The organism is Pseudomonas sp. DW-iso17, from assembly GCF_058725345.1.
Window position 1 is genome coordinate 97,511 of sequence record NZ_JBZXEA010000001.1, and the last position, 25,818, is coordinate 123,328.

Here is a 25,818-nt window from a genome sequence, read left to right on the forward strand (position 1 = left end):
CATGTACGTTCTGTTTCGCGTGCGTCAGCTGCTGGGCGGCGTGCCGGCCCTGATCGCCTTGGTGCTGATTGCACTGGGTATCCAGTCCCAGACGTTGAAGGTCGAGCCGGTGTATGACGAGTCGGCGGTCGAATTGGCCTTGGTCGAGCCGGAACCGCAAGTCATACCGGAACCGGTGGTGGAGCAAGAACCGCCACCGCCAGTGATCGAAGAGGAAGAGGCCGAGCCGGCGCCCCCGCCGCCACCGCCCAAGCCGCTGCCCAAACCCAAACCTGAACCCAAGCCAAAACCTGTGCCCAAGCCTGCCCCCGTGGTCGCCAAGCCCGTGCCGACGCCGCCACCGGTGGCCGCCAAGCCAGCCCCGGCCGTCGTCACCCAAGCGGCACCGACGCCTGCCCCACCGGCGCCACCGAAGGTCGATGGCCAGGCCCTGGAAAGCGGTTACCTCAAAGGCTTGCGCAACGAACTGGACACCTACAAGCAGTACCCCACCGGGCGCCAGGCGTCCCTCGAACGCCCGAGCGGCGAGGTGGTGGTGTGGTTGCTGGTAGACCGTCAAGGCCGTGTCCTCGACTCGGGTTTACAAACCCAGGCCTCGAGCATGCTGCTCAACCGGGCCGCCACCAATAGCTTGCGTCGCATCAAGCAAGTCAAACCGTTCCCCGAGCAAGCCTTCGGGGGGCGCAATGAGCAGCGCTTCACCGCCACCTTCAACTACAGCGTGCAATAAGCACCCGACACCAGGACGACAGTGATGAAGTTCACCCGTATTCATCTGGCACTAGTGGCCGCGACCAGCATGACCCAGGGAATGGTCATGGCAGAGACCAGCGACAGTGACGTCGGCACCATTGGGGTACAAGGCAAGGCGACCGCAGGAGGCGGTTACATGGTGCCGGAGGAAAGCATCAAGGGCCGCTCCACGGTAACCAAGGAAGCACTGGATAAACAGGCGGCCACCGGCAATGCCATCGACAAGCTCAAGTACACCCCCGGCTTGAACATCTCCAGTGAAGACAACACTGGCCTGTCGGGCTTTCGCTTCACCATGCGCGGCATGAACTCCGACCAGGTGGGCATGTCGGTGGACGGCATGCCGATCAATGATTCGGGCAACTACGCGCTGTATTCCAACCTGCTGGGCGATCCGGAAAACATCGACCAGATCTTCGTCACCCAGGGCGCTGCGGAATCCGACGGCCCGCACATTGGTTCCAGCGGCGGCAACATTGGCATCGTCACGATTCGCCCGACCAAGGAAACCGGTGCCTTCGTCAAACAGGTCGTCGGCAGCAACGCCACGCGCAAGACTTTTGCCCGCCTCAACACCGGCGAAATCAACGGCCTGAGCAACTGGCTGTCGGTGTCCCACACAGAAGGTGAAATGTGGCGCGGCTCGGGCGCGGTACGCGCGGACAAGGTGGAGTGGAACAGTTTTTTCGACGCCGGCAATGGCAACACCGCCAACCTGATCCTCAAATACCACGAGCAGGACAACAACAGTTACAGCCAGTTGACCAAGGCGCAGTTCCAGCAATATGGCCGCAAGTACGACCCTTACCCTGCCACCCCCAGCGTGGGCAGCAACGGCAAATACAACAGCTATTACGCCCTGGCGCAGAACCCGTTCCAGACCTTCACCGCCGTGCTCAACACCCAGTTCAAACTGGCCGATAACCTCGCGCTGTCCGTGATCCCGTATTACTACTGGGGCAATGGCAGCGGCGTCGGTTCATCCAGCTATGCCCTCAACCGTGGCTCCAACCAGGGCGGTGTGTTCGACCTCGGCAACCTGCCCACGGCCGCCCAATACAACGCCGACGGCACACCCAACAGCGGCGTGTACTACCGCCCTTCACGCACGCAAACCTGGCGTCCGGGTATCACCACCAAGCTGACCTGGGACCTTGGCGACCACAGCCTGCAATTCGGCTACTGGTACGAGCGCGCACGCCAGAGTCAAACCCAGCCGTTCATTCCGCTCAAGAGCAACGGCAAGCCAGTGGACACCTGGCCGGACTCCAACAGCGCCATCGTCGATGCCAACGGCAACACCGTGCAGGGCCGCGACCGTTTCACCGTGACGCCAGCGCAAAAGGTCTGGGCCCAGGACACCTGGTACATCAACCCGGACTGGACCTTCATCGCAGGCCTGGCCTACATGAACGTCGAGCGTGAAGGCACCAACCACGGCAGCCTCAACGAACGCCCGGAAAAACGTAACCAGACCTACAACAAACTGCTGCCCAACGCCGGCCTGAAATACCAGCTGGACGAGCGTGACCAGTTGTTCTACAGCGTGTCGCGCAACATGCGCGTGCCGCAGAACTACGTGCTCTACGACAAAGGCGCCGGCTCGATCGACGCCGAGCCGGAAACCAGCTGGAACCATGAACTGGGCTGGCGCTACAGCGGCGACGACATGAGCCTGGCCGCCACCCTGTTCTACATGGACTTCAAGAACCGCCAGGTGTCGTCCCGGGACATCAACGGCGACTTTGCCGACATCAACGCCGGCTCCGTGGTCAACAAAGGCCTGGAGCTGGAGTGGAGCGGCCAGTTGCCCCACCACTTCAATTACTACACCTCCTACACCTACACCAAGGCCGAGCAGCAGGATGACCTGACCGTCTACAACGCCGGCAAACCCATCGTGCTGCCCACCAGCGGCAAGCAGTTCGCCAACGTGCCCAAGAACATGCTGGCGGCCAACATCGGTTATGACGACGGGCGCTTCTACGGCACCTTCGGCGGCAAGTACACCAGCAAGCTCTACGGCGACCTGACCAACGACGAGGCGATTTCCGGTCGCACCGTGTTCAACCTCGGCGCCGGTATTTACCTGCCGGTGGACAAGAAGGTGGTCAAGGACGCGACCCTGCGCCTGAACGTCGACAACCTGTTCGACAAGAAATACCTGGACGGCGTGTACACCACCAAGACCAACGCGGCCAGCTACAGCGGCTTCCGCGATGGCGACCCGGCGTACATCGTCGGCCTGGACCGTACCGTCACGGTTTCGCTGGAAGCGAATTTCTAAGACTCACCCCAAGAGGAACACCATCATGGATATGAACCTGCTCCACGACGTCACCTTCTATGTGATGTACGCGGCGATGGCCATTGCGATCTTCATCGCCATCGAACGCGGTATCTACTTCGCCTACGTACGCCGCCAGGCACGCGCATTGATCGACGCCCTGGGCGCCAATGTGCACAGCGAGCGTGACCTGCCGGAAAACCTGACCCGTCGCGACAGCCTGCCGCTGAACATGATCTTGCCGGTGCTGGCCCAGAAGGCAACCCACGGTTCGCGCAAAGACCTGGACGACGAAATCGATACCCAGTACCTGAAGACCCGCGCCCCACTGGCCCGCAGCCTGTGGATCATCGAGACCATCACCACCGCCGCCCCGCTGCTGGGCCTGCTGGGCACCATTCTCGGCATCATCGACACCTTCAAGGCACTGGCCACCGCGGGCGTGTCGGACCCAGGGCAGATTTCCGGGGGTATCGGGACGGCGTTGTTCGCCACGGGATTAGGTATCGCCATCGCACTGTTTTGCGTGGTGTTTCACAACTTCTTCCAAGACAGCCTGGAGCGCATCAACGACCAGTTGAAGATCCTGTTGATCCGCGCCGCCACCGGTGCCCGCGCACAGGATGAAGTGCCCCATCGCGTGCCCACCCCGCTGCACAGCCGCACGGCTTGACCTACAGGGCGGGCGCCTTGGGCGCTCGCCTTTTCCTTTGGTGCGATGAGACGCTTATGTCCCTTTCGATGAAGTTGCGTATCGCCGGCCTCACCGGCTTGCTCCTCAGTCCGCTGGCCCAGGCGGACTTTTCCATTCCAGGCTTTGAACTGGTGCATACCGTACCCGTGGACACCGCCCTGGGCACCGACGATCTGCGCCAGCCCGGCCCGGTATGGATCGAGCTGTTCGACGGCGCCAAAAGCCGCATTGATATCGGCCAGTTCTACGCCGCGGACCACCCTGGTTCGGTGATGAACACGGTGCTTGAACACCTGGAAGCCGCCGGCAAACGCGGCGTGAAGATTCGTTTCCTGCTCGAAGAAAAAGGCATCAAGCTGTCGGATGCCGCCACCCTGGAACGCTTGCGCGCCATTCCCAACCTGACCTTGCGCGTGCTGCCCTACGGGCAACTGAGCGGCGGCATCATCCACGCCAAGTACCTGCTGGTGGATGGCAAGCAGGCGTTTGTCGGCAGTCAGAATTTCGACTGGCGCGCCCTGGAGCATATCCACGAAACCGGGCTGCGCATCACTGACGAAACGGTGGTGGGCCAGGTGCAGGCGATCTTCGAGCAAGACTGGCAAGCCCAGGCCGCGCTGGCGGGTAAACAACCGGTGCCGCTACCCGCCAGTGGCCCGGCACCCGCACGTACCGGCAACTACTTGGTGGCCAGCCCGCAACGCTACAACCCGCCCGGCGTGGGCGACTCACAGTTGGAACTGCCGCGCCTGCTGGGCGAAGCCAAAAAAGAAGTACGCGTGCAATTGCTCGACTACGCGCCGCTGTCCTACGGACCGGATCGAACCCGGCCGTACTACGCGGTGATCGACAACGCCGTGCGCGCTGCTGCTGCCCGTGGCGTGTTGATCAAGCTGATGGTATCCAACTGGAACACCGACCCGCTGGAACTGCCTTATCTCAAGAGCCTGGCGGTACTGCCCAATGTCGAGATCAAGATCGTCACCCTGCCCGAAGCCAAGCAAGGCTTCATCCCTTATGCGCGGGTGATCCACAGCAAAACCATGGAGATCGACGGCCAAGTGGCGTGGGTCGGCACCAGCAATTGGTTGGGCGGCTACTTGGATAATTCGCGCAATCTGGAAGTGGTGATGCGCAGTGAGGCGATGGCCAAGCGCGTAGGCCAATTGCATGAACAACTGTGGGATGGGCCTTACGCTAGAGCCTTGAGCGTGACGGAGGAGTATCCCGCGGCCCATCCTGGCCAGCATTGACCTTGGGCACCTGAGTAATGGTAGTGTGTGGAAATGTTTCTGACTCTTCCGTCAGAAACCTCCTACTCACTACCTGCAAAGGAATGCCTTTAACCATGCACTTTCCACTGAAAAAACTGGTGGCTGCCACCTTGTTCGCCGCGAGCCTGTCGGCAGTTGCCACTCCCGCATCCGCTAACATCACCGCAGACCAAAGCGCAGCCATCCTGAAGCATTTCAGCGAGAACTCGGCCACCGATTTTCGCAGTTTCCTCGGCACCCTGGCCAAGAGCGAACTGGGCAAATCGGCTGACACCGGCCCTGCTATCAGCGCGTTTCTGGGCAACAAACCCCTGAGCGCCGAGCAGCAGAACGAGATCAATCGCCTGCTGGGCATTTATACCCGCGTGAAGTACGGCAAAGCCGCGCTCGAAACCCTGCGCGAACTCGTGGAAATCCCGACGTTCAACGTGGACGGCCTGCCACAGTATAAAAACCCGGAATTCCTCAAGATCGCGGCGAAGATCGAGGCCTTGGCCAAGTCCTTCAACCTGAACTTCCGTAACGTCGATAACCGCGTGTACGAAATTTCCCTGGAGGGCAGCGGTGATGACGTCGTGGGTGTGCATGCCCATGCCGATGTGGTGCCCGTGACCCCGGAAAACTGGGTGCTGCAAGACGGTACCAAACTCGACCCGTTCAAGGTCACGCTGATTGGCGACCGCATGTATGGCCGCGGTACCGAGGATGACAAGAACGGCATCGTGGTGACGATGTACGCCATGAAAGTCATCAAGGAAGAAAAACTGCCATTGGCGCGCACGTTCAAGCTGCTGGTGGACACCACTGAAGAAACCGCCGGTGATGCCATTCCTTACTACTTCGAACGCAATCCCGTGCCGCAATACAACCTGGCGCTGGATGGCGGTTACCCGGTGGTGATCGCCGAGAAAGGCTCGGGTACGGTCATGGCCACCTTCCCGGTGCGCAAGGGCGAAGGCAAAGGCGCGCAAATCATCGCGATGACCGGCGGCAAGGCGAACAACCAGATTCCATCGGCCTCGGTGGCCACGCTGGTCAGCGATACGCCAGCCGAATTGGCCGCCAGCTTGCAACAGGCCGGTGACGACTATGCCAAGCGCAATGGTGGCAATTTCCAGGTGACGGCCAAGGTCGATGGCAAGGACGTCAAACTCACGGTTACCGGCGTATCCGCTCACTCCTCCGAGCCTGAAACCGGGGTCAACCCGGTGGCGCGTATGCTGGACCTGATCCACAGCCTCGACGGCAAGGTCGCCCTCCAGCACAACCACATCACCGATGCCGCGCGGTATGCCGCCGACAACTGGGGCCTGGATTACCTGGGCGGCAAATTGGGTGTGGGCTACGCGGATGATTTCATGGGGCCGTTGACCACCTCGCTGACGTTTGTGGGGCAGGATGACAAAGCCTTCAAACTGGCCGTGAACCTGCGCGCACCGAAAGGTAAAACCCCGGAGGCGCTCAAGGCGCAAATCGAGCAGAAGCTGAACACCTGGGACAAGAACGCCAAGGTCAACGTGAGCTTCACTTACTCGCTGGACACGCCGATGTACCGCAACCCTGAAGGGGAATGGGTAAAAGCCTTGCTGGCAGTGGCCACTGAAAACCTGGGCATGGCGCACAAGTTCGGCACCTCGGCCGGCGCAACCTCGGTGCACGACCTGCCCAACGGCGTGCAATTCGGCCTGGCCCGCCCGGAAGAGAAGTACACCGGGCACACTGACAGTGAGTTCAAGACGGTTGAACAGTTCTTGCTGGACCTGCAGATCGTCACCGAAATGATGGGCCGCGTCGGGCAATTGCCGAAGCTCTGAGCCAGTTGAAGCCCCAGCGAGGCTGCGATGGCGGCGGCACAGGCACCCTCTTCAGCGCCTGAACCACCGCTTTCGCAGCCTCGCTAAAGCTCGACAGCTCCCACAGGAGATCGGCGGTGTGGGTGAGATCTCGCTTTGCAGGGCTATCGCGCCAAGCACAACTTGGCAACATCAGCCTTGCAACATCAGCATGTCTTCAAAGAAACCACCGACCGACTCAGTGGGATGGCACAGCTGTATTTCCAGCACCCAGGCCATTTCACTCGGTGGGATCTCCAGGTCAGCCAACACTTTGCTCTCGAACAACGCATGGGGGAAATCTGCAAGGCGGTGCCCTGCCAGGTTGCGTGCCAATCTCCAGCCTTTGGACAGGGCGCTCTGCTCGGCGAAGTCGTAGAGTTCACGCCCAGTCAGGCCACGCAGCCACGCCTGGCGTGTTTCATCAAACACTTCGTGCACGGCCGTTTTGCAGGCCTGGTGCAACGGCGCATCGCCGAACACAAACGTATCGCCATAGTCCCCTTCGTAGCCATCCCACACCGGGCCAAGATCGACCACGGCAATGTCATTAGCGCGCAGCCTGCGCTGACGATCAACACCCTCGCGCGGTGGGCGCACAGTGTCGGCGCCAAAACGAATGTAGGTCGGATGCCAGGTGTGCGAAGCGCCCATGGCCTGCAGTTGCCTTGCGGCCACCTCAAGGGCCTCGCCGGTGGTCATGCCGATCTTCAACTGGCTGGCAATGGCCCCCAGGGCACGCATGGATTTTTCCCGCGCAGCCAACATGCCGTCCAAGGAATAACGCGGGCCGACTTTCTCCCAGACCGGGTCGAACGACAGGGAAACCGTTTCCGCACTTGACCGACCACTGGCAACAAACGCCTCCGCGATAAACCGGTGGCTAGCCAACCCCGCTTCAAGGCAATGGGTGCGCACCTGGCTGAGCATTGCACCATTACCGCACGCATACACCTGGACCTGCTCCCAGCGATGCCCGTGACCCGATGCAACCTCCTGCACCCTGCCCTCTGATGACCGCACGGGATGCCAGCGAAAACGGGGATGCTCAAGCATCGCGTGGTCGAGGAAGGCGCTGTCATAAAAGTCCGCCGATTGCGCGCCACCCCAATACAACGTCACTTCGACATCGCGCTTGAGCGCGGTCAGCAGGATAGGCTTGATGCCCGCGTAACCAGTGCCCGTGGCAAATAGGACCACGGGCGCCGCCTCATCGTCCTGCCAGGTACAGGCACCAAACGGCCCTTCCACGTGAAGACGCTCACCCGCGCCGAGATCACCCAGGATACCCTCGGAAAAGTACCCGCCACTCACCCTTCGAATCTGGAAGATCAACCGCCCTTCATCATCGGCGGGCAGGTTGGCAACCGAAAAGCAGCGCGTGTCACCGTCCGCCAGGCGGAACTTGAGGTATTGACCAGGCCGCACCGCCACTGGGCTTTCGGGTATCAATACCAACTCGATCACATCGGGGCCCAGCGCACGCTTGCTATGCACTTGCGCCGCCACTACCAGCGCGGGCGTATCCAGCGACCAGCCGGGAATACGCAGGCGCATGTCGCCGCAGGCGTGGCTCTGGCATAACAACATTTCATTGGCTGCCAGAGGATAAGAAGGCGCCGGCGCACCCGGCGCAAGGCGCTTGGCCCGGTACGCACCTTCGGCGACCACCACCTTGCACGAACCGCAGGCGCCACGGCGGCAGGAGAACGGCACGGCCAAGCCGCTGGCGAGCATGGCGTCGAGCAAGAGTTCATCGCCCGCTTCAAAGGTTTTCCCCGAGGGCGACAGTTCGATGACATGACGTTTATTCATAAAGACCTCGGGATAAGTAAGGCTTGATTGTTGCGCTAGACTAGGCCCATTAAAACCTCCAGATTTGGATATTTCAGATGGTCCAGATGCGTAAATGGCGTCCACTGCTCCGGCTTGAAGAAGGTGCAAGCCAGGCGACTTACCGCAAGATCGCCGAAGGCTTGGTCAATGCCATCCTCGAAGGCCGCCTGCCGCCCGGGACGTTACTGCCGGGCACGCGGGAAATGGCACACTTGCTCGACGTCAACCGCAAGACGGTGATCCTGGCCTACGAAGAAGCCATGACCAAGGGCTGGCTGATCAGCGAGCCGCGCCGTGGCACCTTCGTCAATGCGCAGTTGACACCCACGCAACTGTCCAGCGTTACACAACCGTCTTTCGCACCGCAGTTACTGGACCAACCAGCGGTACCCTATTTCACCCATAACGCCCAAGTGGTCGCGCTTGAGCATCGACACGGCGCGCTGTTTTTCGACAACGGCACCAGCGACCACCGCCTGCTGCCCCAGGCCGTTTTGCACCGTTACTATCGCCATGCATTGCGCAACAGTTTCGCCTCCAATACCGTGCGTTACGGGAGTGAGGGCACCGGCTATCATTTGCGCTGTGCCCTGGCCGAGATGCTGCGTAACAACCGTGGGCTGACGGTCACTGCCGAAAATATCTGCCTGACCCAGGGCACCCAGATGTCCCTGTACCTGAGCGCCAGCCTGCTGCTCAAGCCCGGCGACGTGGTACTGGTGGAACGCTTGAGCTACCCACCGGCCTGGGAAATTTTCCGTCAGCTCGGGGCTCAGTTGGTCACGGTCGACATCGACGATGAAGGTTGCCGCACCGACCAGGTCGAGCGCTTATGCCGTGAGCACAAGGTGCGCATGATTTACCTCACGCCCCATCACCAGTTCCCCACCACCGTGAGCCTGCATGCCGCCCGCCGGCAACACTTGCTGGCGTTGGCCGCGCTGCATGACTTGTGCATTATCGAAGAGGACTACGACCACGAATATCATTTCAGTGGCCGCCCTTACCTACCGCTGGCCAGTGACCGCGCCCAACGCCATGTGCTGTATATCGGCTCGTTGTCCAAAGTGCTGGGCTCGACGTTCCGCTGCAGCTATATCGTCGCGCCCACCTCTGTGATTGAAGCCCTGCAGCGCAATGCCGCGCTGATGTTGGGCGATGCCGACGCGGTCGCTCAAGCCATGCTGGCAGACCTGATCAATGACGGGGAGTTGAAGAAGCATGTGCGCCGCGTGTCGAAAGAATATCGGGCGCGCCGATCCGTGCTGCAGGACTGCCTGGACCAGGCGTTTGGCGCTCGCATACAGGTGCGCGAACCCGAGGGGGGCTTGGCGCTATGGGTACGTTTCGAGGAAGAAATAGACGTCGATAAGTTGGCAAGCGCCGCATTGGACCACGGCGTCGTGGTGCGCAGCGGTCGTCAGTTTTCACCCAACGACCAGCCGGTAAACGCGCTGCGCCTGGGCTTTGCCTCCCTCGACCGGGATGAAATCCAGCAAGCCACGCGGCGCCTGGCCCAGGCGATGAACGCCGTAGGCAGGCGTTGAAAAACTTACCCAGCGGCCCCCAGGAACGGCAGCGCCAGATACAATTTGATCACCACCGCATTGGCGATATCGATGAAGAACGCGCCCACCATCGGCACCACCAGAAACGCGATCTGCGAGGGCCCGAAGCGCTGCGTTACCGCCTGCATATTGGCAATCGCCGTGGGCGTTGCGCCAAGCCCGAAGCCGCAATGGCCTGCCGCCAGCACCGCCGCATCGTAGTTGCGGCCCATCACCCGGAACGTCACGAAAATCGCGAACAGCGCCATCAGCAATGCCTGTGCGGCCAGCAGAATGACAATCGGCAAAGCCAGTGCCGCCAAGTCCCAGAGCTTGAGTGACATCAGCGCCATCGCCAGGAACAACGACAAACTGACATTGCCCAGCACCGAGACTTCGCGCTCGAACACCTGATGCCAGCCGAGCATCGACAGCCCATTGCGCAGCACCACACCGACGAACAATACGCACACGAACGTCGGCAATTCGAACGCGGTGCCTTGGATGGCGGCATTCAACAAGTTGCCGCCCTGCAGACTGATCGCCACCAGCGCCAGGGTCTCGATAAACGAAAACGCGGTGATCAGGCGCTCTTCATTCGGTTGTTCGAACCCCTTGGCCAGGCTCGACTGCGGTTGCCCAATACCTGGCACCTCGACCCGCTTGATCAGAAAACGCGCCACGGGCCCGCCGATCAGGCCACCGAGCACCAGGCCAAAGGTCGCCGAGGCAATCGCCAGTTCAGACGCAGACGCCACGCCATACTGCTCACTGAACACCGCGCCCCAGGCCGCACCGGTGCCATGCCCACCGGACAGAGTCACCGAACCCGCAAGCAGGCCCATCAATGGGTCAAGCCCGAGCGCCGAGGCCAGCGCGATACCCATGGCGTTTTGCACCACCAGCAAGCCCGTTACCACCAGCAGAAACACCGCCAGGATCCGCCCGCCTTTCTTCAGGCTGGCAAAATCGGCGTTCAAACCGATGGTGGCAAAGAACGCCAGCATCAAGGGGGTTTGCAATGAAGGATCGAAGCGTACTTCGATATCGGCAAACCCGCGCAACGCCAGGAGCAGCATGGCGACCAACAGGCCACCGGCTACGGGTTCCGGAATGTTGTAGGTACGTAAGAAGCCGATGCGAGCCACAAGCCCGCGCCCCAGCAATAGCACCAGTGAAGCGGCAACGAGGGTTGAATAGAAATCGAGTTGAAGCATCCGGTCAGTTCTCTGAAGTGGACAAGGAGAATGGGTGGCCAGAGTAGAGAGCACAGGGCGAAAAGGCATCCACCCTACAAAAAACACAGACTTTCCCTACAAGCTTCACAATAATAACCTACAACCGCCTGCACCTCGCCCATCCAGAGATACGCACAGTAGACTTATCGACGACGCCTTCGCAGCAGAGGCCAGTTTGAGGCGATCTCACCCGGCTCAGCGTCACGCCCTGCGACTCGCACCAGATCTGGAAACTCAAGCAACAGGGCACGATTACCCCGGCCAATGTGCTCCATCACCGCCAGGGTAATATTTTCCCGCACCATGCCCGTCGAAACGTAGTACATGGCCCAGGCCTGTTCTGGCGTACACAGGCCGATCTGCTCTTCAATCTCTTTGTAGGCCTTGTAGTCGTCCGACTCTAAATAGCGCTGATCACCACCCTGGCGCATGCTGTCTCCCTCCCAGACCTCGTCCCCGTCACGTACCGCTTTTGACCTTGGTCCAGACCCGTGTGCGAATGCGCTCCGCCTTCAGCGGCAAGGGCTCAAGCGGAACCAGTGTGGCCATGGTCTTTTTATCGGGATAGATCCAAGGGTTATCCCGCAACTTTTGTTCGACGAACTCAGTGGCGTCTTTATTGGCGTTGGGATAGAGCATGTAGTTGGATGTCTTGGCTATCACCTGTGGCCGCAGCATGTAGTTGATGAACGCCAGAGCGGCCTTTGGGTGGCGAGCGTCCTTGAGCAACACCCAGTTTTCAGACCAGACCAAGGCGCCTTCGCGCGGCAGGCTGTAGGCAATCTTGCGGCCACTGTTGGACTTTTCATTAATCGCCTGCGCCGCCAGGGCACCATTGGCCCAGCCGACGACTGCACAGATATTGCCGTCCGCCAGGTCGGTGTCGATTCTGGACGAATCGAAATAGAGCACATAGGGGCGGATTTTCAACAGCAGCGCCTGGGCCTTCTGGTAATCCTCGGGATCAGTGCTGTTGCTGGGCAGCCCCAGGTAGTGCAAGGCAATGGAAATGATCTCGCTGGGGGAGTCGAGCATGGCCACGCCACAAGACTTGAGCTTGCTGATGTTTTCTTCTTTGAAGATCAGGTCCCAGCTGTCCACCGGGGCGTCATCGCCCAGCGCCGCCTTGACTTTATCCACGTCGTAGCCAATGCCGGTGGTGCCCCAGACATAGGGCACGGCGTAGCGGTTACCGGGGTCATTGACCGCCAGCAGGGAGAGGATGTCAGGGTCGATGTGCGAAAGGTTACTCAACTGCGCGCGATCCAGCGGCTGCAGCACCCCGGCCTTGATCAAGCCCGGCAATACATTGGAGGTGGCCACCACCAGGTCATAGCCGGTGCGCCCAGCCATGACCTTGCTCTGCATGATTTCGGCGCTGTCGAAAGCATCCATATGCAGCTTGATGCCGGTCTCCTGCTGGAATTGCTTGGGCGTCTGCGGTTCAAGAAACCCGAACCAGTTATACAGATACACCGAAGATTCAGCGGCGGCTGCGGGCGTGCTGATTGCAGCGCCCATAAGCGAAGCTAAAAAAATAGCTCGCAAGTGTGCTCGACTCATATGACTATCCCTGTCCACACGACGCGCCCTCATGGCTATCGTAAGCTCGGGGTGAATATACCGAGCCTCGACGAATAGTAAATACCTACAAGTACTTAGCTCTGGCCTGCAAAGCCCTAACCCTAAAGGGGTAGAACATGTCGCTTGACCTTCATAGCCTGGCTTGGCACCGATCGGTTGGAAAACTGATCATGCAGCTCAATCGCCCTGAGTTCTGGAGTTCGTTGATTCGCGTATTGAATGAATATGTGCAGATAGACAATTGGGTGGTGCTGGTTTTTGGCGACCACGCAGTGCGTGTGATCAGCCTGCCCGAAGTAGCAGACAGCGAAGAAATCGACGCCTTTATTCACCGCTATGTGAAAGGCCTGTATCTGCTGGACCCGTTTTATATCGCTGATCGAGAAAACCCACAGAGCGGGTTCTTCCATCTGCTCGACATTGCGCCGGAACACTTCCGGGAAACCGAGTACTACCAGCAATATTTCGCGCAATACATCTCGGTCGATGAGGCGCAATACAATGTAAGGCTCGATGCCGGTACAACGCTGTGCATGTCGTTTGGCAGCAACCTGCGATTCACCCAGGCGCAGATAACGGTATTGGACATGATCAAGCCGTGGGTAACGGCAATGATGCATCAACGCATGGGCTTTGAAACTGACCCGGCAAAAAATCTTGCCGAGCCGGCCCCATGGGCTGAGGCACTTACTCAGTTGGAAGCACAAGTAACGGCACGTGAAAAGGACGTACTCAAGTTACTGCTCAGTGGGTTCTCCAACAAAGAGATCGCCGGCAAGCTGTCGCTGTCGACGGAAACCATCAAGGTTCACCGCCGCAACATCTACAGCAAGCTGAATATCAAATCGCAGTCCGAACTGTTTGCGCGGTTTTTTATGCCACGGCAGGAGATTCCTTCGACGCTTTGAACGGGGGCGGTGCGCTGGCGAAGTAAATTGCGCACAAACAAAAACGCCGATCATCACTGATCGGCGTTTTCGTTAAATATGGAGCGGGAAACGAGTCATGCACTAGAGCGCTAAGTCTCTGTTTCCCAATCACTTTCTCCACTGTGGTGATCAGCGAAGAACTCAATTATAGCCTTGTTTTTCGCCCTCGGCAACAAAGTTCATCCAACCACTTCCACCAGCGTCCAAGGATGATCCATCCACCCGTCGTTACGCCTGATGCGTCCAGCTGCTGAGCGGGTTCGCTATCGAACTCCAACTTGCGACGATCATGACTTGCGCTCGCTCCGCAGGCAGCGCGGGGTGGTGTCGCGTGGACTACCTGGCACCTGGACGGCTGTAGGACACAACCGCCGGCATCGGAACACCGCAAGTACTCATCTTTACATCGCTGCGGCTAACTTCGCCGGAGCGCAACGCGGCGCCAGTGTAGTGGCAGCCAGCCTCAACGAAGGCGTGCAGCAATCCGGTTCATCTGCTCGATCTCCGCGCGCTGGCCATCGGAAATCGCTTGGCATAGGTTGACGAGTTCCGGATCTGAGAGCTGCGCCTCGCGGCACATGAGGATCGCTCCCGAATGGTGCGGGACCATAGACGCGATGAACTGTCGATCGCCGATTCCGGTTTGAGCACGGGTAGCGGCAAAAGAACCGAGTGTGAGAACGGCAAACAAGCCGTACAGCACGAGATTGAGCCGCCGGTTTGGAAACATGCCGGGCATTGTCGCTAGCATGAAGATGCCCATTGGCGCCCACATAGTGACCGCCATGTAGAGCATGTTGAGATTGTTTCTGAAGTCCCTGGCGCCGTCGATCATGCTGAACATTACGAAGTACATGACGACGAGGCCCAACACCATGTTCACCCAGAACTTGGCGTATGGTCGGCCGTGCTTACCCATCTGACCGGATGTGTGATGTTGATGTTCATGGGAATGTTCAGCCATCTCCGTCTCCTATGTGCTGGGGCAACCTGGCAGGGTCACTGGTACTGCGGCAGATACTTTGTCGATATATCAGCATGTGGAGCGATGCATCACTAACCGCTGATTTCCAGTCCCCAACTGGACGTAGGGGCGTCGAACGCTTCAACTCGCTGGTCTTGAACCGTCTGGATATCAGACCATACCAAATCGGTCTTGATGGGCTTTGCGCCACCTATGACGCTGGTACCGTGAGCGCCAATATCGAGCTTGCGTCCTCATCGCTCGATGGGCCGGCAACTGATCGATTCTTGCATATCAAGCAAGACAAGGCCACCTGCGGCGGACGCCAATGGCCTCCTCCGCCTTCGCTTAGGGCATCGCCTCAAGCGTCCGTCGCAGGCCATAACGACACAACAGCCCTTGGGCAAGAAAGGAGCCGGTGATGTAGCGCACCCGAAAGGAGACGAAGACATGCACAAGGACATTTCAACATCAAAGGTGTTCTATCGTCCCATCGAGGCGGCCATCCGATGGGCTGGGTTGCTGCGGTATCTCCCGATGATCCTGGCCACGATCGCGTCACCGCGTGTCCTGCCTCGGTCGCTGAACTGCCCTCGATGGAATGAGTGCCGGCTGCACTCGGAACGTATCTATGACGGCATCCTCAACGGAGAGCTGCCCTACGGCAAGAACGGGATCACGCTCAATGATCCGAACCTGCTCAATTCTCTGGATCTGACTGTTCGCCATGTCGATCTAAAACGCTGGATGCGCACCCACTATCCCGAGCACCGGCCAGGATTTCTGTTCAGCCGTGGCGAACGCATGGCGCATCCTTTCATCACCATGGAAACAGGACAGGCGATCCTCGTGGAGCGGCTGGCCCTTCAGGCCGCGCTTGAACAAGCCCGACGTGAGATGCGAGAACTGCAGGAGCAGCACGACACGCTACTCAAGCAATCCTCGGTGCTGTTGGCATCCAAGCAATGCGAGATCAGCGAACGGGCGGAAACGACCTATCTCAACATCATTGGAGGGATGTTGACGCTGATGCTGAGCCAGTCGCCTTCAGGCGTGCCCTATTCCAGCTTCAAAACGCAGGAGGCCCTTGTCTCTGCATTGGTCGCCCACTACGGCGGCACCATGGGCATCACTGAGCGCACCTTAAACGGAAAGTTCGCCAACGCTAAGAGGTACGTTCGTAGCGCAAGCGCATGAGGTTATCCAGCTTGTATGTGCAATCGCGGAGATTGCATTTGCAATGTCTTTCCGCAGCCAGGTCTATTGAATAGAGGTCACGCCAACAAACGCCACCGAGCGTTCAGGAGTGACCGCCATGTCGCAGACCCCTGTACTCCCGCCGAACGAGCGCCGCATCCTGCGGCTCGATGAAGTCGAAGCGAAGTCCGGCTTCAAACGCGCCCACATCTACAACCTGATGAAGAAGCGCCAGTTCCCTCAGGCGCTGCGCCTGGGCGTGCGCGCTGTCGGCTGGGATTCGATCGAAATCGACCAGTGGATCGCCGAGCGCCTCAACCACCGGACCTGACCCGCTCTCCCGCGGACTTCCCATTCCCAGCCGGAGAGCGCCATGCAGGTCGTGTCCATCATTTCAACGAAGGGCGGCGTCGGCAAGACCACGACGGCCGCCAACCTGGGCGGGCTCGCCGCGGACGCGGGCCTGCGCGTGCTGCTGCTCGATCTCGACGTGCAGCCCACCTTGTCCTCCTACTACGAACTGACCCAGCGCGCGCCGGGCGGCATCTATGAGCTGTTGGCCTTCAACGAGCGCGACCTTGGCCAGCTCGTGTCCCGCACGATCATCGCGGGCCTGGACCTGGTGCTGTCCGACGACCACCGGGGCGAGCTGAACACGTTGTTGCTGCATGCGCCGGATGGCCGCCTGCGGTTGCGGCATCTGCTGCCAGCACTTGCTCCCCTCTACGACCTGGTGCTGATCGACACCCAGGGCGCGCGTTCCGTGCTGCTGGAGATGGCGGTGCTCGCCTCCGATCTCGCGCTGTCGCCCGTCACGCCGGAGATCCTCGCGGCACGCGAGCTGCGGCGCGGCACCATGCAGTTGCTCGAAGACATTGCGCCGTACCGGCACCTGGGCATCGAACCGCCGCCGCTGCACTTGCTCATCAACCGCGTCCACCCGGTGTCCGCCAACGCACGGCTGATCCAGCAGGCCTTGCGCGACCTGTTCCAGGACAGCGCCGGCATCCGCGTGCTCGCCACCGACGTGCCGGCCATAGAAGCGTATCCACGTGCCGCAACGCGCGGCCTGCCGGTGCATCGGGTCGAGCACCGCCAGCCGCCCGGCAGAGTCGCCCCTGCCGCGCTCGACACGATGCGCGCGCTCGCCAGCGAGTTGTTCCCGCAATGGCAGGACCGACTGGCTCAAGTATCCGGCCGCCCGCAGCGACCTCTTGATCCTGGGAGGCCCCATGGCGAACGCACATGAGCTGGCCCGCGGCCACAAGCGGCTGCGCGCCCTGATCGAGTTCGCGGTCGGTGAGGGCTGGCACGTCAAGCGCACGCCGGGCGGGCACCTCAAGTTCACCAAGGCCGGCTGCGCGGCGATCTACACGAGTTCGACAGCGAGTGACCACCGGGCCGAATTGAACGCCCGTGCGCAGATCCGCCGCGCCGAGCGAGAGGCCCGCATGGCGCCGGCCGGCGGTCGTGGGGACTGCGAGGGGTGCGGCCATGGCTGACATGACCTCGCAGGACATGGCAGGCAAGCTGCTCGCGGCCGGCTTCGAGCGCAGCGGCCCAGCGGCTACGGCCTTGAGCGACCCGATCGCGGACACGCCCATGGTCGTGACGCTGGACCAGTTGCGGCCCTACGACCATGACCCGCGCATGAAGCGCAACCCGGCTTACGAGGAAATCAAGGCATCCATCCGCGAGCGCGGCCTGGACGCGGCGCCGGCCATCACGCGCAGGCCCGGCGAGGACCACTACATCATCCGCAACGGCGGCAACACGCGACTGGCGATCCTGCGCGAACTCTGGTCGGAGACCAAGGAAGAACGCTTCTTCCGCATATCGTGCCTGTTCCGACCATGGCCGGAGCGCGGTGAAATCGTCGCGCTGACCGGGCATCTTGCCGAGAACGAACTGCGCGGCGGCCTCACGTTCATCGAGCGCGCGCTCGGCGTCGAGAAAGCACGGGAGTTCTACGAGCAGGAGAGCGGCGCCGCCCTGAGCCAGTCGGAACTGGCCCGCCGCCTGGCGGCCGATGGCTTCCCCGTCCAGCGGTCGCACATCACCCGCATGGCCGACGCGGTGCGCTACCTGCTGCCCGCCATTCCCACTGTGCTCTATGGCGGCCTGGGGCGCCACCAGGTCGAGCGGCTGTCGGTCATGCGCACGGCCTGCAAACGCACCTGGGAGCACTACGCCAAGGACCGTTCGCTGCCGCTGGACTTCGACAGTTTCTTTCAGGAGGTGCTGGCGCAGTTCGACACGCAGGGCGACGAGTTCGCGCCGCAGCGCGTGCAAGACGAGCTGATCGGCCAGATGTCCGAGCTGCTGGGCATCGGCTACGACGTGCTGGCGCTGGACCTGACCGAATCGGAAAGCCGCCACCGGGCGCTGGTCAGTGACCCGACGCCACCTGCGGCGCAGCCGGCGTTGCCTTCGCCCACCGCCGGCACGCCGACTCCGCCGGGCGCAGCATCGTCCATCGCCACGCCTGCAGCGGCGGCCGGTCCTCCACCCGCCAGCCCTCCGGCGTCCGAGCCCACCTTGCGCCACGACGACACGGCGGTTGGCGAAGCGGCCACGGGAAGCCAGCCGGCCGCACCGGGCGATCTGCTTCGCGAGCACATCGTCTCGCCAGCACCGACGACAGAACGGCTCCAATCGATCCAGCGCATGGTCGCCGACCAGTTGGGCGATGCGCTGCCGCCCGACTTCTCGGCGAGCGTGCTGCAGTCCATCCCGGTGCAAGCCGGCGGACTCTATCCGATCTCCGACGTCTGGTACATCGACGCCGGCCTGGACACGCCCGATCGGCTGCGCATCCACATCGCGCAGTTCGCGCGCGAGATCGCCGGGGAGGCAGGCCTGGACGAGTGCATCGAGGATCGCGCCGATGGCATCGGGTTTGCGTGCCGCGCCCGCGGCCAAGCCCCGTCGCCGCTCGGCCGCGCGGTGCTGACGCTGCTCACTTCCCTGACGGGTCAGCCCGTCGCCGAAGCGGGCCTGGACGGCGCGCAGCTCGCCGCCGACCTGCCGACCCTGTTGCACGGCCAGAGCCAAGGCCATGGCAGCGGCGCAAGGCGCTTGAGCGACACGGCGTTGGTCAAGCTCTTTCGGCTGCTGCGCCTCGCCCGGCGTCTGCTGGACCTGGAAGCCGGCACCACGGCGCCCGGGACGTGAGCGAGGGAGGCCGCATGTCCACATCGCATCCGCTCAACCAGGCCGTGATTGCCCAGGCGCTGTATGACCTTCGCAACGGCCAACTGCGCCGCTGCAAGGCCATGGGCTTCGGCGAGGCCGAGCTGGATGCGCTCAAGCACCCCGCGCTGATCAGCGTGCTGGCCAACGCCAGCGTCTCGTGGTGCTCGGTCACGGTCAACCGCGAAGTGCTGCAGCGCCTGCTCAACCAGGCACAGGACGTGGAGAAGGAAATCGCCACGGTCGATCGCATGCTGCGGCTGGGGGCCAGCACGGAGATGGTCAGCCGCTTCTATGGCCTGACCCATCAGGAAGTCGCCCTGCGGCGGGAGATCCTCGGCCTGCCCAAGCGCAAGGGGCGCCACCCCGTCCTGGACGAGACCCAGGACACCGAACTGTGGCGGCAATGGAAAGCCGTGACCAGCAGCAGGAACGTCGATCTGGAGGACGAGACCTCGATTCTCGATGCGGCCATGGACCTGGCCGAGGGCATGTCGCTGCCGCTCTCGGTGGTCTGGGCCGCGATCAGGAACTGGGTCGATCAGGGATTGGGCTAGGCCATGGCCGTGGACGACACCGCCCCACGAGCCCAGCGCCCTGGCCCCATCGCACTCGCCGACCTGTTCGACGCTGCGCTGAAGGACCTCGCGCCCAAGTCCAGCTCTGGCGCTCCCGCGTCCCTGCCTGCTCCAACGCCCACGCCTCCTACGTCCGGCGACGCCTTCCTGTTCAGTGGCAATCGGCACGAGAGCGTGCCGCGGCGGCTGTTCCTCGACCGCCGCCTGACACCGCTGGAGCGCAACGCCTGGCAGGTGTTCCGATTGATGCTCAACGACGATGGCGTCACGGCATTTCCCACCTATGAGCAGTTGCGCCCCTGGCTGGCGTCGATGCCCTGCGCAGGCCAGGCCTCCCATGAGACCGTGGCGCGGGCGCTGACGCTGCTGCGCCTGACGCGCTGGCTGAGCCTCGTGCGACGACGGCGCGACCCCAAGACCGGTCGCATCCTCGGCAACCTCTACGTCCTGCACGACGAACCGCTGACGCCGTTCGAGGCGATGCAACTCGACGCCGACTACCTGGCCCTGGTCAGCCAGTCGCTGGGGCATTCGGCCAAGGCCGTCCAGGTGGTGGGACTCAACACCCTCCAGGAGATCGCGGACGACCCGATGCTGTCCGGACGCACCTTGCCGTCGCGGCTGCAAGTGCTCGCCGAGCGCCTGGCCGACCAGGGCATCACCGCCTCCGAAAGTTATCCACAGGAGGATGCGGTCCACGATTCCGAAGAAGGGCCCGCGAGCCTTCTTCGGAATGGCGATCGCCCATCTTCGGAATCCGAAGCAGGGCCGAAACCCGCGCCAGACGGCGCTCTTCGGAATTCGAAGCAGGACCGTACAGTACGTAGTAGTCGTATTGATGAAGTACGTACTACCGCGCAGGCGCGTGCGCTGGGCGACCTGCAATGGCCCAAGCGCTTCGCGGAACTGAAGGCGGAACAGCAGGCCGGAGCCAAGATGGCGTTGCAGCAGGTGGACGCTGCCCTGCGGCAGGCCGTGCTGGACGAATGGGCCGCACGGTGCGGCAAGCATGGCATCCGCAACCCCGCCGGTTATCTGTTCGGCATCATCCAGCGCGCCATGCGCGGCGAGTTCAATGCCTGGGCCAAGCAGACCGGCCCGGCACCGCCAACACCATCGGCGGCGCGAGCGCCACCAACCGAGCCGCCGCGCAACGTCGTGCCGCCCGAGGTGGCCCGGCAGCACATCGAGCGCCTGCGCGATCTGCTGCGCAAATCCTGAGCACAGGGCTTGTCAAAGCCGTGAAGTAGATCTCCATGGCGGTCGGCAGAAACGGTCCCCTGGGGACGGCTGTGCGGTGAAGCGCCGGGCGACGGCGCGACATGCTGCGCAAAACCTGAGTAGAGCGCATGCAAGACCATGAAGCAGACCTCCATGGCGCTCAACGGAACGGTCCCCTGGGGACGGCTGCGCGGCGAAGGATCGTGTCGAACGGCAGCGCGACGTGCGGTGCAGCACGCATACCGTCAACAACCGAGGACGGGAACGCCGATGTGAGTGCCCATCTGCGGAGCGGTCCCCAGGGGACCGTTGCGCGCTGCGCCGCCAGCGCGCACAGAACCGGGGGTCGGCTCATTTCGGTTTGTTGACTGACTGCCTTCCGCTGCATGCGGATGCTGGCGGCTCCCTGTCCACCAGCGAGCGATCACCATGGCAACCAGCAACGAACCATTGCAACTCAACCTCGGCTCCCTGCGCAGCGCGATGTCGCTGACGCTGCACACCCACCACGCCTCGCGCATCTGGCATGGCCGCGCCGCCGCCGAGGGGCGACCCGGCATCGTCGGCCTGAACGGCTACATCGCCGTGATGAACAAGATGAAGCGCGGCTCGGAGCAGGACGACCCGTACAGCGACTGGTGGATGTTGCGCATCGAGGAAAAGCTCGACCAGACCAGGACCACGTTGCAATCGCTGCGCGAGCAGGTTGACCAGGCACTGGCCGGCGTGCCTGCGGCGTTGAGCCTGGGTGAGAACCTCAACGTGCAGCCGGTGAAGCTCCCCTTGTTCGTGAACGCGCAGCTCGGCTTTGCCGCCGTCTATCTGCTGGCCGACTACGACGACATCGCCCGCAAGCTGATCCTCGCCCACCACACCGCGCTGATCGATCGCTCGACGTTGGAGCGCTGGCTCAACGAAGGTGCCCACGCGCTGCGCAGCCTGTTCAGCCTGGCCCAGCAATACCGCTACTCGGGCTGCACCCGCGACGACTTCGCGGCCAAGAACGCCGCAGCTCGGGCAGCATTGGAGAAGTTCGGCGAACTGCCGCAGGACGTGCTCGAAGGCATGCGCCGCTCGAAGTTTGCGCCGCCCGTCGTGCGCCGTGGTCTGCAACAGCGTGGTGATAGCGCTGCCGCAGCCGCATCTCCCACCGACGAAGGCGCTGCCGCCGATTCGGCCGAGGCCAAGTCCACAGCCGCCGGCGAGGACGAACCGGCATGAGCGACCCGAACCGCGAACCGCGCTACTTCCGTCGTCTGGAACAGCCAGCCTTCATGCGGCTGGAACACGCGGCCTCTCTAAAAGGCCTTTTAAAGCCTTTTAAAGGTAAAGGGGACTTCGAGGCCTGGGCCAGCCAGTGCTTCGCCATGCGCGACGAGTTGATTGCCCTGGCGCAGCGACAGGTGCTGCCACAGGCGTGCGGGCATCCCTTCCACCTGCTTCCCGTCGAGCTGGCCCAGCAGACCACTGGCGCAGGCACGACCTTTCTTCGCTGGCGCAAGCACGATCGATCGGCCATGGGCGTGGCGTTGTGGCAGGAGCTGATGGCGAGCCCCAGCACGCCGGTCAACCTGCTGCACGACCTGCACGAGATCGAACTGCAGCGCGTCATGCTGAACATGCAGATCAGCCTGCTGCACACCCTGGGCAGGCAAGCACAGGAATGCGCCAGCAAGGCCGCGCAGGCGGACAACACCTACCTGCGCCGGCTCGCGTCCGTTCCTGCCGCAGTGCGCGATCGGTGATTGCGCCTGCCATCCGAGCACGCGCCCGAGCCCAACGAGGCACGGGTATTTCAACCACCACGGAGATTCCAACATGAGCACACAATTCATCGGCGAGGGCAACATCGGATCGCCTCCCGAGTACCGCGAATTCCCCAATGGCAACGACGATCCTCGCCGGTTGCTCCGGCTGAACGTGTACTTCGACAACCCCGTCCCCACCAAGGGCGGCGAGTTCGAGGACCGCGGCGGCTTCTGGGCGCCGGTGGAACTCTGGCACCACGACGCCGACCGCTGGCAGCAGCTCTACCAGAAGGGCATGCGGGTGCTGGTCGTCGGCCGCATGGAGCGCGACCCCTGGACGGACAACGAAGATCAGCCGCGTGAGACTTGGCAGGTCAACGCGCGCAGTGTCGGCATCCTGCCGTACCGCATCGAGTCTGTGGCCCTCAGCCCGAAGCCACAGGAGGCAGAGCCGAAGCCCCAGGCCACCCAGGAATCGACGGCGCCGAAAGAGACCAAGCGCAGGAAGTGATCGGGCATGGAGGGCGGCTGCCGCAGTGCTTCGCCGCCCTCCATGCGCTGCGAATTATCCCCAGGGGATAGCTCCACCAACGTCCACCGAGTTCCACGCGCGCTCCCGGAAATCGCGGCTCTCGGCCCGCACACTTCCGGCCACGCACCTTCCCCGCACTCGCCATTTCATCGGCGTGAAAGCGGTCGCTGCCGCATGCGGCTTGTTTGCTGCTGCCAGGGGCTGCGCTCGGCATCCTCGATCCCAGCAACTCCATGAACAACAGGAATCGGGATGGACGGATATGCGGCTGTTCTTGTGCGAGAAGCCCTCCCAGGGCAAAGACATTGGCCGGATTCTCGGCGCCACGCAGCGCGGTGAAGGCTGCCTCAACGGTTCCGGCGTCACGGTCACCTGGTGCATCGGCCATCTCGTGGAGGCGGCGCCGCCCGAGGCCTACGACGAGCAGCTCAAACGATGGTCCGTTGAGCAGTTGCCCATCATTCCCCAGCACTGGCGGGTCGAGGTCAAACCGAAGACCGCCACGCAATTCAAGGTCGTCAAGGCGCTCTTGGCGAAGGCGACTCACCTGGTTATCGCCACCGATGCCGACCGCGAGGGCGAATTGATCGCCCGCGAGATCGTGGAGCTTTGCGGCTACCGCGGCCCCATCGAACGCCTGTGGCTGTCGGCGCTCAACGATGCGTCCATTCGGGCGGCACTGGGCAAGCTGCGGCCTTCGGCCGAGACGCTTTCGATGTACCACTCGGCGCTGGCGCGCTCCCGTGCGGATTGGCTCGTGGGCATGAACCTGAGCCGGCTGTTCACGGTGCTGGGGCGACAGGCGGGTTACGACGGCGTGCTGTCGGTCGGCCGCGTACAGACCCCGACGCTCAAGCTCGTTGTGGACCGCGACCGCGAGATCGCGCGCTTCGTGTCCGTACCATACTGGGCCATCGCCGTGTCCCTGTTCGCAGGCGGTTCGACTTTCGCCGCGCAATGGGTTCCACCCGATGCGTGCACCGACGACGCAGGCCGCTGCCTGCGGCAGCCGGTCGCACAGCAGACCATGCAGCAGATCCGCGCTGCGGGCAGTGCCCACGTCGTGTCGGTGGAGACTGAGCGTGTCCGCGAAGGCCCGCCGCTGCCGTTCGACCTGGGCACCTTGCAGGAAGTGTGTTCCAAGCAGCTTGGGCTGGACGTGCAGGAAACCTTGGAGATTGCCCAAGCCCTGTACGAGACGCACAAGGCCACGACGTACCCCCGCTCGGACTCCGGCTACCTGCCCGAGAGCATGTTTGCCGAAGTGCCCACCGTTCTCGACAGCCTGCTCAAGACCGATCCCTCGCTGCGCTCGATCATGGGCCAGCTCGACCGCTCGCAGCGCTCGCGCGCCTGGAACGATGGCAAGGTCACGGCGCACCACGGCATCATCCCGACGCTCGAACCGGCGAAGCTCTCCGCCATGAGCGAGAAGGAACTGGCCGTGTACAGGCTCATCCGGTCGCATTACCTGGCGCAGTTCCTCCCTCACCACGAGTTCGACCGCACTGTGGCCAAGTTTTCGTGCGGGGGGCAGAACCTGGCGGCCACGGGCAAGCAGGTTGTCATCCCGGGTTGGCGCCAGGTGCTCGCCGAGCCGCAGGCCGAAGACGGTGATGGCGAGGGCGATACTGCGGTCCGCGCCCAGGTGCTGCCCGCGCTGCCGAAACTGTATGAGGGCCTGGCATGCCAGGTGGCCGACGTCGATCTCAAGGCACTCAAGACGCTGCCGCCCAAACCGTACACGCAAGGCGAGTTGGTCAAGTCCATGAAAGGCGTCGCCAAGCTGGTGTCCGATCCCCGCCTGAAGCAGAAGCTCAAGGATACGGTTGGCATCGGCACCGAAGCGACGCGGGCCAACATCATCGGCGGCCTGATCGCTCGCGGCTACCTCGTGAAGAAGGGGCGCGCCATCCGCGCCTCGGATGCGGCTTTCACTTTGATCGATGCCGTGCCTGCGGCGATTGCCGACCCTGGCACCACCGCCGTCTGGGAACAGGCGCTCGACATGATCGAGGCCGGACAGCTCACCCTGGACGTGTTCATCGGCAAGCAGGCCGCGTGGATTTCGCAGTTGATTGCGCAGTACGGCAGCGCCTCCCTGTCCATCAAGGTTCCCCAAGGGCCGGCATGCCCGCAGTGCGGCGCACCCACGCGCCAGCGCAGCGGCAAGAGCGGCCCGTTCTGGTCGTGCAGCCGCTACCCGGACTGCAAAGGCACGCTGCCAGTCGAATCCGGCAGCTCCAAGCGCGGCGCCTCGCGCCCGCGCCGTAGCGGCCGCAAAGGCTCCTGACCGCCCCCGTTCCCCGTGAGCCGTGCCCGCCTTCGGCGGCGTGGCCCCTGTCCCGCACTCCGCCGCATGCCCTGCGGGACGCCCAGCGCGCAACGCCTTCTTGATCCGTGTGCGCGTCC

The 25,818-nt window shown here is 62.4% G+C and carries 23 protein-coding genes; 18 read left to right on the forward strand and 5 right to left on the reverse strand.

Annotated features, from left to right (window positions below):
• The first annotated feature begins 1 nt into the window (after position 1).
• From AC4PS6_RS00490 to AC4PS6_RS00510, 5 genes are all read left to right on the forward strand, one after another.
• Complete coding sequence (locus AC4PS6_RS00490) at positions 2 to 730, forward strand: energy transducer TonB (protein WP_198833734.1); 729 nt, start codon at positions 2 to 4, stop codon at positions 728 to 730.
• A gap of 24 nt (positions 731 to 754) precedes the next feature.
• A complete protein-coding gene (locus AC4PS6_RS00495; protein WP_014717772.1) occupies positions 755 to 3,040 on the forward strand; it encodes a TonB-dependent receptor in 2,286 nt (761 codons plus the stop codon).
• Between the two features lie 25 nt (positions 3,041 to 3,065).
• Positions 3,066 to 3,713 carry a MotA/TolQ/ExbB proton channel family protein gene (locus AC4PS6_RS00500; RefSeq protein ID WP_003190096.1) on the forward strand — a complete coding sequence of 216 codons (648 nt, stop codon included), beginning with the start codon at positions 3,066 to 3,068 and terminating at the stop codon, positions 3,711 to 3,713.
• 56 nt (positions 3,714 to 3,769) lie between these two features.
• On the forward strand, positions 3,770 to 4,987 hold the full coding sequence (locus tag AC4PS6_RS00505) for a phospholipase D-like domain-containing protein (RefSeq protein ID WP_014717770.1): 1,218 nt from the start codon (positions 3,770 to 3,772) through the stop codon (positions 4,985 to 4,987).
• Positions 4,988 to 5,082: 95 nt separating this feature from the next.
• Positions 5,083 to 6,822, forward strand: coding sequence for a dipeptidase (locus tag AC4PS6_RS00510; RefSeq protein ID WP_032901953.1), 1,740 nt, complete (start codon positions 5,083 to 5,085; stop codon positions 6,820 to 6,822).
• Between the two features lie 171 nt (positions 6,823 to 6,993).
• Here AC4PS6_RS00510 and AC4PS6_RS00515 read toward each other — a convergent pair whose 3' ends face one another.
• A complete protein-coding gene (locus AC4PS6_RS00515; protein WP_336827084.1) occupies positions 6,994 to 8,655 on the reverse strand; it encodes a M24 family metallopeptidase in 1,662 nt (553 codons plus the stop codon).
• A 77-nt stretch (positions 8,656 to 8,732) separates the two neighbouring features.
• Here AC4PS6_RS00515 and pdxR point away from each other — a divergent pair, with 77 nt between their 5' ends.
• The gene (gene pdxR, locus AC4PS6_RS00520; RefSeq protein ID WP_336827083.1) at positions 8,733 to 10,223 is read left to right on the forward strand and encodes a MocR-like pyridoxine biosynthesis transcription factor PdxR; all 1,491 of its coding nucleotides are present in this window, start codon (positions 8,733 to 8,735) and stop codon (positions 10,221 to 10,223) included.
• A gap of 5 nt (positions 10,224 to 10,228) precedes the next feature.
• Here pdxR and gltS read toward each other — a convergent pair whose 3' ends face one another.
• The 3 genes from gltS to AC4PS6_RS00535 all read right to left on the reverse strand — a co-directional run bounded on the left by gltS (position 10,229) and on the right by AC4PS6_RS00535 (position 13,024).
• Positions 10,229 to 11,440 (reverse strand): sodium/glutamate symporter, encoded by a 1,212-nt coding sequence (gene gltS, locus AC4PS6_RS00525; protein ID WP_014717766.1) that lies wholly within the window; start codon positions 11,438 to 11,440, stop codon positions 10,229 to 10,231.
• Positions 11,441 to 11,604: 164 nt separating this feature from the next.
• Positions 11,605 to 11,892, reverse strand: a complete 288-nt coding sequence (locus tag AC4PS6_RS00530; protein ID WP_014717765.1) for a hypothetical protein — start codon at positions 11,890 to 11,892, stop codon at positions 11,605 to 11,607.
• A gap of 28 nt (positions 11,893 to 11,920) precedes the next feature.
• The gene (locus tag AC4PS6_RS00535; RefSeq protein WP_014717764.1) at positions 11,921 to 13,024 is read right to left on the reverse strand and encodes a polyamine ABC transporter substrate-binding protein; all 1,104 of its coding nucleotides are present in this window, start codon (positions 13,022 to 13,024) and stop codon (positions 11,921 to 11,923) included.
• Between the two features lie 137 nt (positions 13,025 to 13,161).
• Here AC4PS6_RS00535 and AC4PS6_RS00540 point away from each other — a divergent pair, with 137 nt between their 5' ends.
• Positions 13,162 to 13,953: a helix-turn-helix transcriptional regulator gene (locus AC4PS6_RS00540; RefSeq protein WP_014717763.1), complete on the forward strand. Its 792-nt coding sequence runs from the start codon at positions 13,162 to 13,164 to the stop codon at positions 13,951 to 13,953.
• Positions 13,954 to 14,437: 484 nt separating this feature from the next.
• On the opposite strand, the gene AC4PS6_RS00545 is transcribed toward AC4PS6_RS00540, so the two are convergent.
• Positions 14,438 to 14,938: a DUF305 domain-containing protein gene (locus AC4PS6_RS00545; RefSeq protein WP_003098996.1), complete on the reverse strand. Its 501-nt coding sequence runs from the start codon at positions 14,936 to 14,938 to the stop codon at positions 14,438 to 14,440.
• Between the two features lie 450 nt (positions 14,939 to 15,388).
• Here AC4PS6_RS00545 and AC4PS6_RS00550 point away from each other — a divergent pair, with 450 nt between their 5' ends.
• The 11 genes from AC4PS6_RS00550 (at position 15,389) to AC4PS6_RS00600 (ending at position 25,699) form a co-directional block, all read left to right on the forward strand.
• Positions 15,389 to 16,135: a hypothetical protein gene (locus tag AC4PS6_RS00550; protein WP_003098991.1), complete on the forward strand. Its 747-nt coding sequence runs from the start codon at positions 15,389 to 15,391 to the stop codon at positions 16,133 to 16,135.
• Between the two features lie 118 nt (positions 16,136 to 16,253).
• Complete coding sequence (locus AC4PS6_RS00555; RefSeq protein WP_003090093.1) at positions 16,254 to 16,466, forward strand: AlpA family transcriptional regulator; 213 nt, start codon at positions 16,254 to 16,256, stop codon at positions 16,464 to 16,466.
• A gap of 42 nt (positions 16,467 to 16,508) precedes the next feature.
• A complete protein-coding gene (locus AC4PS6_RS00560; RefSeq protein ID WP_003098988.1) occupies positions 16,509 to 17,384 on the forward strand; it encodes a ParA family protein in 876 nt (291 codons plus the stop codon).
• Positions 17,368 to 17,637 (forward strand): hypothetical protein, encoded by a 270-nt coding sequence (locus tag AC4PS6_RS00565; protein ID WP_003050422.1) that lies wholly within the window; start codon positions 17,368 to 17,370, stop codon positions 17,635 to 17,637. The genes AC4PS6_RS00560 and AC4PS6_RS00565 overlap by 17 nt, the downstream gene beginning before the upstream one ends.
• Complete coding sequence (locus AC4PS6_RS00570; RefSeq protein WP_004350508.1) at positions 17,630 to 19,309, forward strand: ParB family protein; 1,680 nt, start codon at positions 17,630 to 17,632, stop codon at positions 19,307 to 19,309. The genes AC4PS6_RS00565 and AC4PS6_RS00570 overlap by 8 nt, the downstream gene beginning before the upstream one ends.
• 14 nt (positions 19,310 to 19,323) lie before the next feature.
• The gene (locus tag AC4PS6_RS00575) at positions 19,324 to 19,884 is read left to right on the forward strand and encodes a DUF2857 domain-containing protein (protein WP_003090097.1); all 561 of its coding nucleotides are present in this window, start codon (positions 19,324 to 19,326) and stop codon (positions 19,882 to 19,884) included.
• Positions 19,885 to 19,887: 3 nt separating this feature from the next.
• Positions 19,888 to 21,126 carry an STY4528 family pathogenicity island replication protein gene (locus AC4PS6_RS00580; RefSeq protein ID WP_003116837.1) on the forward strand — a complete coding sequence of 413 codons (1,239 nt, stop codon included), beginning with the start codon at positions 19,888 to 19,890 and terminating at the stop codon, positions 21,124 to 21,126.
• A gap of 429 nt (positions 21,127 to 21,555) precedes the next feature.
• Positions 21,556 to 22,347, forward strand: coding sequence for a PFL_4669 family integrating conjugative element protein (locus AC4PS6_RS00585; RefSeq protein ID WP_003116836.1), 792 nt, complete (start codon positions 21,556 to 21,558; stop codon positions 22,345 to 22,347).
• Positions 22,344 to 22,871 (forward strand): DUF3158 family protein, encoded by a 528-nt coding sequence (locus AC4PS6_RS00590; RefSeq protein ID WP_003098978.1) that lies wholly within the window; start codon positions 22,344 to 22,346, stop codon positions 22,869 to 22,871. Before AC4PS6_RS00585 ends, AC4PS6_RS00590 begins: the two co-directional genes overlap by 4 nt.
• Before the next feature lie 73 nt (positions 22,872 to 22,944).
• The gene (locus AC4PS6_RS00595; protein WP_003098976.1) at positions 22,945 to 23,385 is read left to right on the forward strand and encodes a single-stranded DNA-binding protein; all 441 of its coding nucleotides are present in this window, start codon (positions 22,945 to 22,947) and stop codon (positions 23,383 to 23,385) included.
• Between the two features lie 283 nt (positions 23,386 to 23,668).
• Complete coding sequence (locus tag AC4PS6_RS00600) at positions 23,669 to 25,699, forward strand: DNA topoisomerase III (RefSeq protein WP_003116834.1); 2,031 nt, start codon at positions 23,669 to 23,671, stop codon at positions 25,697 to 25,699.
• Positions 25,700 to 25,818 lie beyond the last annotated feature (119 nt).

Coding starts and splice junctions, on each gene's coding strand:
- AC4PS6_RS00580 (WP_003116837.1), top strand. CDS start 19,888: ATGGCCGTGGACGACACCGCCCCACGAGCCCAGCGCCCTGGCCCCATC.
- AC4PS6_RS00530 (WP_014717765.1), bottom strand. CDS start 11,892: ATGCGCCAGGGTGGTGATCAGCGCTATTTAGAGTCGGACGACTACAAG.
- AC4PS6_RS00490 (WP_198833734.1), top strand. CDS start 2: ATGTACGTTCTGTTTCGCGTGCGTCAGCTGCTGGGCGGCGTGCCGGCC.
- AC4PS6_RS00590 (WP_003098978.1), top strand. CDS start 22,344: ATGAGCGACCCGAACCGCGAACCGCGCTACTTCCGTCGTCTGGAACAG.
- AC4PS6_RS00565 (WP_003050422.1), top strand. CDS start 17,368: ATGGCGAACGCACATGAGCTGGCCCGCGGCCACAAGCGGCTGCGCGCC.
- AC4PS6_RS00600 (WP_003116834.1), top strand. CDS start 23,669: ATGCGGCTGTTCTTGTGCGAGAAGCCCTCCCAGGGCAAAGACATTGGC.
- AC4PS6_RS00500 (WP_003190096.1), top strand. CDS start 3,066: ATGGATATGAACCTGCTCCACGACGTCACCTTCTATGTGATGTACGCG.
- AC4PS6_RS00505 (WP_014717770.1), top strand. CDS start 3,770: ATGTCCCTTTCGATGAAGTTGCGTATCGCCGGCCTCACCGGCTTGCTC.
- pdxR (WP_336827083.1), top strand. CDS start 8,733: ATGGTCCAGATGCGTAAATGGCGTCCACTGCTCCGGCTTGAAGAAGGT.
- AC4PS6_RS00545 (WP_003098996.1), bottom strand. CDS start 14,938: ATGGCTGAACATTCCCATGAACATCAACATCACACATCCGGTCAGATG.
- AC4PS6_RS00510 (WP_032901953.1), top strand. CDS start 5,083: ATGCACTTTCCACTGAAAAAACTGGTGGCTGCCACCTTGTTCGCCGCG.
- AC4PS6_RS00585 (WP_003116836.1), top strand. CDS start 21,556: ATGGCAACCAGCAACGAACCATTGCAACTCAACCTCGGCTCCCTGCGC.
- AC4PS6_RS00555 (WP_003090093.1), top strand. CDS start 16,254: ATGTCGCAGACCCCTGTACTCCCGCCGAACGAGCGCCGCATCCTGCGG.
- AC4PS6_RS00560 (WP_003098988.1), top strand. CDS start 16,509: ATGCAGGTCGTGTCCATCATTTCAACGAAGGGCGGCGTCGGCAAGACC.
- AC4PS6_RS00540 (WP_014717763.1), top strand. CDS start 13,162: ATGTCGCTTGACCTTCATAGCCTGGCTTGGCACCGATCGGTTGGAAAA.
- AC4PS6_RS00595 (WP_003098976.1), top strand. CDS start 22,945: ATGAGCACACAATTCATCGGCGAGGGCAACATCGGATCGCCTCCCGAG.
- AC4PS6_RS00495 (WP_014717772.1), top strand. CDS start 755: ATGAAGTTCACCCGTATTCATCTGGCACTAGTGGCCGCGACCAGCATG.
- AC4PS6_RS00535 (WP_014717764.1), bottom strand. CDS start 13,024: ATGAGTCGAGCACACTTGCGAGCTATTTTTTTAGCTTCGCTTATGGGC.
- AC4PS6_RS00570 (WP_004350508.1), top strand. CDS start 17,630: ATGGCTGACATGACCTCGCAGGACATGGCAGGCAAGCTGCTCGCGGCC.
- AC4PS6_RS00550 (WP_003098991.1), top strand. CDS start 15,389: ATGCACAAGGACATTTCAACATCAAAGGTGTTCTATCGTCCCATCGAG.
- gltS (WP_014717766.1), bottom strand. CDS start 11,440: ATGCTTCAACTCGATTTCTATTCAACCCTCGTTGCCGCTTCACTGGTG.
- AC4PS6_RS00575 (WP_003090097.1), top strand. CDS start 19,324: ATGTCCACATCGCATCCGCTCAACCAGGCCGTGATTGCCCAGGCGCTG.
- AC4PS6_RS00515 (WP_336827084.1), bottom strand. CDS start 8,655: ATGAATAAACGTCATGTCATCGAACTGTCGCCCTCGGGGAAAACCTTT.